Raw genomic sequence first — 12,342 nt, 5'->3', positions numbered from 1 at the left:
CGCCTACCGATACGGGGCGTTACGGGCGGGGCGCAGGGGCGTGTGGCGAGGGATATAGAACGAGAGGAGGCCATGCCTGGAAAAAGCCCAGGCGCGGTGGCCAACGGGGTTGATGCAATTCACTAAACCGTGGCGAGGGGATTTATCCCCGTTGGGCTGCGTAGCAGCCCTCAAATCAAGCACCTCGGTGTGCCAGGAAGATTGAGTTTGCTGCTTTGGGGCTGCTTAGCAGCCCAACGGGGATAAATCCCCTCGCCACAGGTTTTTGAACGGCTTGAATGAACAGTAATGCCTTCAGGTAGCCTTGAAACGTTTAGAACGAGTAACCGATCTGCGCGAGCAGTTGCGGGTTTTCCTGGCGTGTATCGCTCTGCGCTTCGCCGCCGGAGTGGCGCCAGGCGACCGTTGCGTCGAACGAGAGTTGGCCATATTGAGCGCGCAAGCCCACACCGCCGCCGGAGATGCTGCGGGTGTTTTCCCCATCGGCCCACTCGTTATGGTTGATGCGCACCTTGCCGGCGTCCCAGAACAGGTAGGGCGTGAGCTTGTCGATCGGGTAACGAAGCTCGATCTGGGTCAGCATGCCTTCGTCGCCCGAGGCTTCGCTTTGCGGATAAGCCCGCACGCCGTCGATGCCGCCGAGGCTGAAATCTTCGGACGAGTCCAGGTTGTCGCTGCTCCATTGCCCAAGGACACGGGCGAAGAGCGTGAAGTTGGCCGGCAGCGCTTGCAGGCGCGCGAGGTCGACGTTCACTTTGCTGAACTGGCCCTCGGTCTGGGCGGTCTGGCGGTCGCCCTCGCGCAGGGCCGAATCCAGCTTCAGGTCACCATAGGTCAGCGTCGCGCCGCCGTAGGTGATGCCGCCGCCGAATACGGTGTCCCTCACGTCAAATTGCAAACTGATGGGCAGCGTGTCACTGCTTTTTTCAAAGCTGAGGCCCAGCACTTCGTACTTATCCTCGAGTTCCTTGTGCTGGTATTGCCCAGCCAACATGAGGTTCGCCTGGTTGCTGCGCAGGAGCGGGTAGCTCAAGCCGATGCTGCTGACCTCAGCGGTACCGGTGGCCCCCAGGTCGGCGAATTCCGCACCCAGGTCGTAAGCGCTCTGGGCGTAACCCACGTTGCCGCGCAGGCCAGAGGTGCCCAATGGCATCGAGTAGCCGAGGCTGCCGAAATACAGGTCTTCATCGGTGGCCATCACCGCGGCGCTGAGCCGGTCGCCCAACATCAGCGGGCTGTTCCAGTCGCCTTGTACCGTCAGGCGATTGCGCCCCGAATAACGATTGCCATGGTTGTCCAGGGTGGCCTTGCCCTCGAAGGCCTCGGTCTTGCTCACTTTGGCATCGAGATCGCCCGTGCCGAGTGCCTCACCCGGCCGGATCACCGGACGAACAGCCACGCCCGGCAAGTCCGAGAGCACCAATATGCTGCGCTCCAGCCGGTCACGCTCGATCACGTCGCCCGGTTGCAAGTCGTCCAGGAACGGCTGCGCCTGCGCGGCCAGTTTCGCATCGTCGTTGGTGGCGGTGACTTTCCCATAACGGCCCTCGATCACCGCGATGGTCAGTTCGCCGTTGGCCATGCGTTGGGCTGGCAAATAGGCACGTGCAAACGGGTAACCCTGTTCACGGTAGTAAAGCGTGACCTGCCGGGCCACTTCCCGCAGCTCGTCCAGGTCATGAGCCCGACCGATAGCCGGGGCGACGACGCGTTGCAGGCTGGCTTCGTCGATGCGCGTGTTGTCGGTGAAGTGAACGGCGTTGAGTTGGACCTTGGCGCCGCCGACTTTTTCCTGCGCCGGTTGTGGTGCGTCTATATCCAGGCGAATGCTTTGCGGAAGCTCCTGCTGCGGAATCGGCAGTTCTTGCAGGATACGGCCGGCGTCGGGGATCGGGCGAGCCGGCAGGGTCGCCGCCCAGGCCGGGGAAGTGGACAACAACGCCAGACCGGCCGCGCAGGACATCAGTTTGTTATGCATGGGATCAATCTCGAATAATTCGGGTTGCCGGAGCCCATGACCACGTCCGGGGACGTGGCCAAGGGTTCCTTCAAATGAAAAGGTGGATGTCAGGGATCAGGGACGCATGGCCAGGCTCGGCAAGCGCACGCCGCCGCGCACGACGAACACGGTCTGCGGTGGGTAGGCCGCACAGGCGCCGCCTTCGGATACGCCGCCATCGGAGCAGACGTTCCCGGCCAGTTCCCGCTCGCTGGCGGTGTCCTCGGCCTGGGCAACCGAATCGCTGTCGCCAGTATTGCCGTTGGCACGAGTGCCGCCCTGGTCCACCAGCAACAGACCGCCGTCTTCGACCCCGTAGTCAGACCAATTAGCCGGTTTCGGCTGGGCTGGGTTGAGCTCCGGTGCATGGGGCGAACTCACCTCTGCGCCGACGCGTGTGGCATCGGCGACGCTCTGCCGGACGGCGTCGTAATCAACCGACGGCGTCACGGTGAGATTGGCGTTGGCCGGACTGCTCACGATGAGGTAACCGAGGTCAGCCAGCCCGCCAATGTTGATCAGGTGCGAACCCGGGCCTTGAGTGCCTACCGAATACAGTGGGTTGCCGAGCATCGGCTTGGTGTCGCCATTCCACAGGCCGTTGGCGTCGTAACCGGCGATACCGCCGCCGTTGAACGTGGTTTGGCCATCGAACACCTTGGTCTGGGTGGTCGCGCCGTTAGTGGACACCACCAGGACGGGCTGCTCGCGGTAAACGGCATGAACGCCCGTGTTGCCCAGGGCCCTGCCGAAATTGCTCTGTTGCTCGTCACTGTTGTAGCGGAAATTGCCGCTGCCACTGCCGACCACATCCACCATGCCGGTGCTGCCAGCGAGGCTACCGGTGTAGATCACCGCCCGGCCGCCGGCGCCGGTAGACACCTTCACGCCCGCGTCGGCCTTCACGTCACCGCCCGCAGCCACACCCGCCGAAGCGGATTGACCGGCGTTGAGCACGACCGCATCGGAGGCATTGCTGGTGGTGCTGACGTTCTCGGTCAGGGTGATATTGCCGGTGGTTGTCACAACCTGGACTTTGCCGGTGTTGCCGATACCGACGATCTGATCCAGCCGGGTGCCGTCCAGTGCCGTCTCGGTCAGCGTGCCGACGGTGACGTCGGCCCGATTGACGAAGCTGACATCCTTCGCTCGGCTGGCGATATCGCCGACCCAGTTGCTGGCGTTGCGCAGATCGAAATTCCCGCCCTTGAGCGCCAGGCCATCGGCGGTGATATTGCCGTTGGCATCCTGGGTGGTCTTGCCGCTGATGTTCAGGAACACGTTGCCGCGGGTGGTCAGTCCTTCGTTGATCGCCAAGTCACCTTGGGTGCCGATGCTGACGTCGCCGGTGTTGTTCACCCCGGTGGTGACCTTGACCACGTTGCCGTTGCCGTCGGTTTCAGTCAGCGTGCCGACCTTCAGGTTGCCGGTGTTGTTGAAGGCGACCTTGCCCGCCTCGCTGGCAATATCACCCACCACGTTGCCACGGTTGCGCAACTCGAAGTCGCCACCGTTGAGGGCCAGGCCGTCGGCGGTGATATTGCCGTTGCCATCCTGAGTAGTCTTGCCGCCGATGTTCAGGAACACATTGCCGCTGGTGGTCAGCCCTTCGTTGATCGCCAAGTCACCTTGGGTGCCGATGCTGACGTCGCCAGTGTTGTTCACCCCGGTGGTGACCTTGACCACGTTGCCGTTGCCGTCGGTTTCAGTCAGCGTGCCGACCTTCAGGTTGCCGGTGTTGTTGAAGGCGACCTTGCCCGCCGCGCTGGCGATGTCACCCACCACGTTGCCACGGTTGCGCAACTCGAAGTCGCCACCGTTGAGGGCCAGGCCATCAGCGGTAATATTGCCGTTGGCATCCTGGGTGGTCTTGCCGTTGATGTTCAGGAACACGTTGCCGCTGGTAGCCAGCCCTTCGTTGATCGCCAAGTCACCTTGGGTGCCGATGCTGACGTCGCCAGTGTTATTCACACCAGTGGTGACCTTCACCACATTGCCGTTGCCGTCGGTTTCAGTCAGCGTGCCGACCTTCAGGTTACCGGTGTTGTTGAAAGCGACCTTGCCCGCCTCGCTGGCGATGTCACCCACCACGTTGCCACGGTTGCGCAATTCGAAGTCGCCGCCGTTGAGGGCCAGGCCATCGGCGGTGATGTTGCCGTTGGCGTCCTGGGTGGTCTTGCCGCCGATGTTCAGGAACACATTGCCGCGGGTGGCCAGTGCCTCGTTGATCGCCAAGTCACCTTGGGTGCCGATGCTGACGTCACCAGTGTTATTCACACCAGTGGTGACCTTGACCACGTTACCGTTGCCATCGGTTTCCGTCAGCGTGCCGACCTTCAGGTTGCCGGTGTTGTTGAAAGCGACCTTGCCCGCCTCGCTGGCGATGTCACCCACCACGTTGCCATTGTTGCGCAACTCGAAGTCGCCACCGTTGAGGGCCAGGCCGTCGGCGGTGATATTGCCGTTGCCATCCTGAGTGGTCTTGCCGCCGATGTTCAGGAACACATTGCCGCTGGTGGTCAGCCCTTCGTTGATCGCCAAGTCACCTTGGGTGCCGATGCTGACGTCGCCGGTGTTGTTCACACCAGTGGTGACCTTGACCACATTGCCGTTGCCGTCGGTTTCAGTCAGCGTGCCGACCTTCAGGTTGCCGGTGTTGTTGAAGGCGACCTTGCCTGCCTCGCTGGCGATGTCACCCACCACGTTGCCACGGTTGCGCAACTCGAAGTCGCCGCCATTGAGGGCCAGGCCGTCGGCGGTGATATTGCCGTTGCCATCCTGGGTGGTCTTGCCACTGATGTTCAGGAACACGTTGCCGCTGGTAGCCAGCCCTTCGTTGATCGCCAAGTCACCTTGGGTGCCGATGCTGACGTCGCCGGTGTTGTTCACACCAGTGGTGACCTTCACCACATTGCCGTTGCCGTCGGTTTCGGTCAGCGTGCCGACTTTCAGGTTACCGGTGTTGTTGAAAGCAACCTTGCCCGCCGCGCTGGCGATGTCGCCCACCACGTTGCCATTGTTGCGCAACTCGAAGTCGCCACCGTTGAGGGCCAGGCCATCGGCGGTGATATTGCCGTTGGCATCCTGGGTGGTCTTGCCATCGACGTTGAGGAACACGTTGCCGCTGGTGGCCAGCCCTTCGTTGATCGCCAAGTCACCTTGGGTGCCGATGCTGACGTCGCCGGTGTTGTTCACACCAGTGGTGACCTTCACCACGTTGCCGTTGCCGTCGGTTTCAGTCAGCGTGCCGACTTTCAGGTTACCGGTGTTGTTGAAAGCGACCTTGCCCGCCTCGCTGGCGATGTCACCCACCACGTTGCCGTTGTTGCGCAACTCGAAGTCGCCACCGTTGAGGGCCAGGCCGTCGGCGGTGATGTTGCCGTTGGCATTCTGGGTGGTCTTGCCGTCGACATTGAGGAACACATTGCCGCTGGTGGTCAGCCCTTCGTTGATCGCCAAGTCACCTTGAGTGCCGATGCTGACGTCGCCAGTGTTGTTCACCCCGGTGATGGTGGTCTGCGTGCCGTCGGCATGGGTCGCGGTCAGCGAACCCACCTTGAGGTCTGCGCTGTTGTTGAACTGGACCTTGCCCGCCGCGCTGGCGATATCACCAATCACGTTGCCGGTATTGCCCAGCGCGTAATTGCCGCCCAGCAGCACCAGGCCGCTGGCATCCAGCTTGGCCCCGGCGTCGCCGGACTGGGTGGTGTTGCCCGCCACTTCCAGGGTAATGATGTCGTCGGCACGGGTCTGGCCCTGGCTGGCATCGTCTCGAGGGCCGTTTTCTATGGTGATGCCTTTTACCAACGTCAGGTCGTGATCGGTTTTCAGGGTGACCGCCTCATCGGAGGTAATCCCCACGGTACCGTCCACGGTACCCACCGTCAGGTTGCCGTTGCCGGCAAATGCCAGGCTGCCGACATCGGCGGCGATGACACCCACGTCATGCCCGCCCTTGCCCAGCTGGAAGTCACCGTCTCCGCGCAAGGCCAATTCGTCTGCGGTAATGGTCGCGCCAGTGCTCTGAGTCGCACCTTGGCCCGCGTCGACGCTCAACATCAGCCCCTTGCCGGTCGTGCCGTCTTCGTCGGTGCCTTCGGGATCCTTGAGCATCAGATCGCCCAGCAGGTCCAGGACGCCGTTGGCGGCCAGGGCCAGATCGTCCTTGAACGTCGCGCCTTCATCATCGACGGTGATGTTGCGGGTCTTGTCGTTGCCGATGACGACCTTGTCGAAGCCATCCTGGATATTGGCCAGGTCAGCGCCGGACAGCACCAACGGATCGTTAGGCCCGGTCACCTCTGGATCATCGCTACCACCCACATGGATATCCAGGCCTGGGGTCTTCTGCTGCAGGGTGAGACTGCCGCTACCGGAAACGCTCGCGGCGAGATCGATTTCGTCGACGGTCAGGCTTGTATCGCCTTGGGTGAGCAGGGCCTGGCCGACCGTGAGCGTGTCCGCGACAAGGTTCAGGTCGCCGGTCTGGGTCATGCCGGCGACCGGCACGCCTTGCGGGTTTGTCGGGGTCTGGCTATCGGGAATGGTTACAACGCCGACGGTCAGGTCATCGACATCGGCAAAGCTGACCGTGCCGGTGTCGCTGGCAATGGTGTTGACGTCGTTGGCCGCGTTGTCGAGGTCATGGGTGGCGCCATCGCCCAGCAATACCAGGCCATCGGCGACAAGGGCACCACCGGCGGTCTGGTCGACCTTGCCGCCGTTGCTCTGCAACACCAGGACGGGGGCCGGCTTGTTGTCATCGTTACCGGTGCCCGGGGCGTCTGCCACGGTCAATTGGTCGTTGATGTGGATATTGCCGGTGCCGGCATTGAGGGCGAGGTTGTCGTTGATGCGGGTCGCTTCGATGATGTTGATGTCACCAGTCATGTCCGCGCCGCCAATGTTGACGGAAGTGAACCCGTCGCCCAATGCGCTGATGTCGGTGCCGGTCAGTTCCAACGAACCGGGGGCATCGCCAGTGCTGCCGCCCACTGCGATGTTTTTGCTCGGTGTGTTGGTCTCAAGGGCGATGCTCCCATTGCCGGTGACACTGCCGGCGCCGCCGTTGAAGTTGATGTCGTCCGCCTTGATGGCCAGGTTGTTGTCGGTGCTGTTGAGGCTGCCGTTGAATGTGATGGAACTGCCTTGCAGGCCCTTGCTGCCCGAGGTGTCGGTCTTGATGTTGTCAACGTACAGCGAGCCGCCGACCTGCTTGCCGGCGGTCTGGTCGAAACTGCCCGAGACAAACACGAATTTGTACGTGCCGGCCTTGTCAGCCGTTGCCGTGTGGCTTTGCCAATTCACCGCACCCGTGCCGTTACCCGTTTCATTCAAGATGATCTGGTATTCGCCGGTATTGACGTTCAACAGGTAGCCGAAGACATCGTAGGTATCGCCACCCGCGACCGGTTTGTAATCGAAGCTGACCTTTTCCCCGGCGGCCAGGGAGACCGTGCCCTCGCTCACGACCGAAGGGCCACGCATGATGCAGCCGGCGGGTGCGTTGAGGCAGTTGGAGGTATTCTCGGTCCCCAGCAGCAGCGCGGCGCCGCCGTCCTTGCCTTGGCCAGCGGCGGCGACCGGAGTGAGGGGTTTGTAATTCATGTTGCCCTGGTCGCCAGGGGAAACGCTCGGCGCATTGCCGTTCGTGGGCGAGGTCGTCGGCAACGTCGGGTCATTGGGCGACACCACGCCATCCACCACGGTGACGCCCGTGAAGAACTGGTCGATGGAGGTCTTCCACCCGACCAGGCCATTTTCGAAGTCGGCGTTCAGGAATTGTGAAGTGCCCAGCTCAACGGCGCCGGTGTAGACCTGCTCGCCGCGGGTGAAGACTTTTGCGCCGTTGATAAACGTCTTGCCGGCGCCACTGGTGGTCGCATACAGGGCGCCCAGCGCGCTGTTGCCGCCGACCATGTCGCTGAAGATGATCGAGCCCGAACCGGCATCGACGCGCAGTTGGCGGTTGTTGGCAACCGCATCGGAGTCCACCACGCCGGCAAAGACGATATTGCCGCCGTTGCTCTTCAAACTGACGTCGGTGTTGAGCGCGATTTTGCCGTTGAGAATCAACGCCAGGCTGTTGCCATTGCCAGCGCCGCTGGCATCGATGTCACCGTTGAGGAAGATATTGCCGAAGACATAACGGCCTGTTGCGCCGTCGTCGTGTCCCGACTGCAACGTCAGCGTCCGGTCACCGCTGACGCTCTGCGGGGTGTAGTCGCCGTTCCAGTGGATGGTGTTGTCGGCCTTGATTGCCACATCGGTGCCGCCGGCCAGGGCGGTGTCGATCGCGTCGAAACCGACCGTGGCGGCTTGGCCGTTGGCGCCGCCCGTCAACCCTCCATTACCCGGCCCCACCGTCACACTGTCCGGGTCGAGCAACCACAAGCCACCCTTGCCGTCCTTGGCCGAAGCATCGGCGGCTTTGCTCACCGCCAACTTGGCACCGCTGGTCTCGATCTTGCCGCCGTCGCCGCCCTTGGCACCGCCGGTGGCTTTCAGCGTGCCATCTACCCGCGTCACACTGCCCGGTTTCTTGGTATCCGACCAGGCCACCACGGTACCGCCCTTGCCATTATCGGTCGCCGATGCATCGAGCACGGCACCGGCGGCGATGGTGGTCTGGCTGGCCTGCTTGATCGCTGGGTCCTTGCCTTGCCAGCTACCGCCCACATAAATGTCGCCGCCGCCCTTGGCGCCGGTGGCGTCGAGCTCAGCGCCGCCGTTGATCGCGACACGCTCGCCGGTCACGACAATCTTACCGCCCTTGCCGGTGTCGGAGGACACATCGATACGCCCGGCGACTTGCACACCGCCCTGATCACCCATCAGCGTTACCACGCCGTTTTCACCGACATCCAGGGAACGGGCTTCGATCAAACCGGTGTTGTTGATGACGGTGCTCGCCAGGGTTTCCGCCGCACGGGCGGTCAGCAGGATCCGGCCGGCATCGGCACGAATGGCGCCGCCGTTTTCAATCAGCGCTTGAAGCGCACCTTCTTTCACTTCCAACTGCACCGGCCCGCCCAAGTCGAGCGTCACGACACTGCCGGCGCCCAGCAGCACATTGCCCTTGTTCGCGGTGATGTTGCCTTCGTTGACGATTTTTGCGGCGATCAGGGCAATGGTGCCGCCTTGCGCGGCATTGATGTTGCCCTGGTTGACCACCGAGGCGGCGCTGTTGCCACTGAAACGGTAGTTGCCCGCGAGGAAGTCTTCCGTGGTCATGTTGAGCGTGGACGCGACCAGGCCGCCTACATCAACCTGTGCACCGGGGGTAAACAGGACGCCGTTGGGGTTGACCAGGAATACCTGGCCGTTGGCTTTCAGTGCGCCCTGAATCACCGACACATCCGAGCCCAACACGCGGTTCAATGCGACAGACGCTGCGCCGGGCTGGATGAACTCGACGGTGTTGCCTTTACCGATGGAGAAGCTCTGCCAGTCAATGGCGAGCTTATCGCTACCCTGATGAATGGCCATGTTGTTGCCGTTCTGATGAACGCTGCCGTTACCCGCCACGATATTGCCGCCCGACGGTAACGCTCCCGCCGTGGCAACCGAAGCGAAGACACCGCCGCCCACGCCAATGACCAGGCTGAGGGATCTGCGGCTTTTGTCTTTGCCTTGGCTTTTGACCAACTCTGATGCCACCTGCCACGCGCCCAACACAGCATTCCAGACTACTCGGTAAGCTCGGTTCATTTTTGTTCACTCATCCTTAATACGGCTGGCCGCGCCACGATGATCAGGCGGTTCGCAATCAACAAATCAAATGGAAAACCGCATCCGGACGGATTACGGCTCGAAATCCCAAAGTGCTCCGTTCCATCATGTCTGCGGTAAGCGGGGTGATACCTTTGCTGGAGCACCCAGGGCTTTTGATTGAGGGGATTGAGTGAATTTTTTTTGATCTGGAGGGTGTTCGACACTGGAATACCTGTGGGAGCGAGCCTGCTCGCGATAGCGGTAAACCAGACACCATTGATGTTGCCTGACCCGGCCCTATCGCGAGCAAGCTCGTTCCCACATCGAAGTTGTGGCGAACGCAGCATTTGCGCACGCCCCGATCAAAACTGTGGGAGCGAGCTTGCTCGCGATAGCGGTAAACCAGCCGCCATTGATGTCGCCTGACCCGGCCCTATCGCGAGCAAGCTCGCTCCCACATCGAAGTTGTGGCGAACGCAGCATTTGCGCACGCCCCGATCAAAACTGTGGGAGCGAGCTTGCTCGCGATAGCGGTAAACCAGCCGCCATTGATGTCGCCTGACCCGGCCCTATCGCGAGCAAGCTCGCTCCCACATCGAAGTTGTGGCGAACGCAGCATTTGCGCACGCCCCGATCAAAACTGTGGGAGCAAGCTTGCTCGCGATAGCGGTAAGCCAGACGCCATTGATGTTGCCTGACCCGGCCCTATCGCGAGCAAGCTCATTCCCACATCGAAGTTGTGGCGAACGCAGTATTTGCGCACGCCCCGATCAAAACTGTGGGAGCGAGCTTGCTCGCGATAGCGGTAAACCAGACACCATTGATGTCGCCTGACCCGGCCCTATCGCGAGCAAGCTCGCTCCCACATCGAAGTTGTGGCGAACGCAGCATTTGCGCACGCCCCGATCAAAACTGTGGGAGCAAGCTTGCTCGCGATAGCGGTAAACCAGACACCATTGATGTCGCCTGACCCGGCCCTATCGCGAGCAAGCTCGCTCCCACAGTGGCCTGTGCCCGGCCATCATCGCTTTGGGGCTTTGGCGGTGTGCAGCTAAGATGGCCGCAGAGAAACCACAGGGAAGACAGGCGTGATGCAATCGCAATTCGATCCGTTGGTTCATATCGATTGGAAAACACCGGGTGGCGACTTGCTCGGGCTGTTGCAGCATTACTATCCCGACATCGGTGTGTTTGCCGGCCCGGGGTTCGAGGCGTTGTTGGATGAGTTGTCCAACGAGATGCCCGAGGTCTGTTTCGAGGCGCTGGTGCCGGTGTTGGCGGGTCAGGGTTATGACTTGTGGAACCTGGATGCCGGTGGCGACGATTATCGGCCGGTGATTGTCCCGGTCGCTCAGCGCGAGGCCTTTGCCCGGCACTGGCAGGGCCAGCGCGGCGAGCCGAGGTTCACGGCGAGTTTGATCGAGCCGCCCAAGCCTGCCGCCATCGAACGCAAACCGGCCAAACCCAAGCGCAGCAAGGTGAAGTGGCTGCAGGAAGTCCATGACTATCCCGGCGCCACCTATGTGCATGAATACAACTACCGCAACGGTTGGGCCGCCATCACCGAGCAGGACGACGACCAGTGGTTGTGCTTTCTGATCGATTACAACCAATGGCCGCCCGCCGAGCAGGACATGCTCGAACACCGGGCCGATGGCGTGGACGGCGCGGACCTTCAGCTCATCGATGCCGATGCCCGGCGCAGCCTGTGGAAACGTCAGGTCATACGCGGCGATTACAGTGCGGACGACCGCTACCAATACGAAATTCGTCAAGGCGATGAGATCGCGGCGTTCGGGCCTGCCGAGATGCAATGGCCGGAGTTTGAGCAGCCCTGCGTGGTGGTGGGCTCGGAGATATTCGAACGTCAACGTATCTACGAACCCGAGCATTTGACGCGGGTCTGGCGGATCACGGCGGACAGCAGCGAAGTGATTTTCGAGTACGCGGATGAACTGACGATCCTGCCCATCGGCCCTCGCCGTTTGCTGTTCATGCAGCACAACGGGCCGAAGTGCTGGGTCTGGAATCAAGACCCGCCGCACCAGGCCATCGTCGCCCGAGCGATGCCCGCCGAGGGCTATAAACTCAGGACGTCGACGGCTTACCTCGGGGGTGACGAGATCCTGCTGTTCAGCGAAGGCGCGCGGCAGAACGTTGAGCATTCGGGTTATCAGGAGACGGTGCTGTTGGCGTGGCGCTTCAACTTCATGACCGGTGCCAAGACCAAGGCGACGCTGGACGGTTTCGGCAGTGAACTGCGCCAGGACACGCGCTTGCTCGTCACTCAACCTAAGCAAGTCATTACGTTGCGCACCTTTCATGGGCAGCTTCATGTTGCCCGGGGGCATGGGAATTGGTGGGTGTGGAATTACCGCGCCAATACGTTTGGGTCGCAGACGCTGGCGTGGTTTTGGAATCAGGACAGTCACGAGGTGGTGAAGCTGTCGACCAAGGACATCCCGCGAATCAACCCAGACATCCGTTATGTACCGGCACAGGATCGCTATCTGGCGTTCGAGACGGCGTTTGTGGCGCGGCTGCCGGCATTCAGCGAGATGGTTGAGGCCAAGGGGAGTGAGATATTGGTTTTCCAGTGACGGATCTCTGCAGCCTTCAGAAAAACACAG

At 61.7% G+C, this 12,342-nt stretch carries 3 protein-coding genes; 1 reads left to right on the top strand and 2 read right to left on the bottom strand.

The window, feature by feature from the left end; genetic code table 11:
• Positions 1-313: 313 nt before the first annotated feature.
• Both AB7M32_RS09140 and AB7M32_RS09135 read right to left on the bottom strand, forming a co-directional pair.
• A complete protein-coding gene (locus AB7M32_RS09140; protein WP_454249711.1) occupies positions 314-1,978 on the bottom strand; it encodes a ShlB/FhaC/HecB family hemolysin secretion/activation protein in 1,665 nt (554 codons plus the stop codon).
• A 96-nt stretch (positions 1,979-2,074) separates the two neighbouring features.
• Positions 2,075-9,709: a two-partner secretion domain-containing protein gene (locus AB7M32_RS09135; protein WP_454249710.1), complete on the bottom strand. Its 7,635-nt coding sequence runs from the start codon at positions 9,707-9,709 to the stop codon at positions 2,075-2,077.
• A 1,094-nt stretch (positions 9,710-10,803) separates the two neighbouring features.
• On the opposite strand from AB7M32_RS09135, the gene AB7M32_RS09130 reads away from it, so the two are divergent.
• Positions 10,804-12,312: a hypothetical protein gene (locus AB7M32_RS09130; RefSeq protein ID WP_454252117.1), complete on the top strand. Its 1,509-nt coding sequence runs from the start codon at positions 10,804-10,806 to the stop codon at positions 12,310-12,312.
• Positions 12,313-12,342: the final 30 nt, after the last annotated feature.

The organism is Pseudomonas sp. R151218B TE3479 (genome assembly GCF_053629195.1).
The sequence above is the reverse complement of the archived record's forward strand: the minus strand, read 5'-3'. Positions and strand labels throughout refer to the sequence as shown.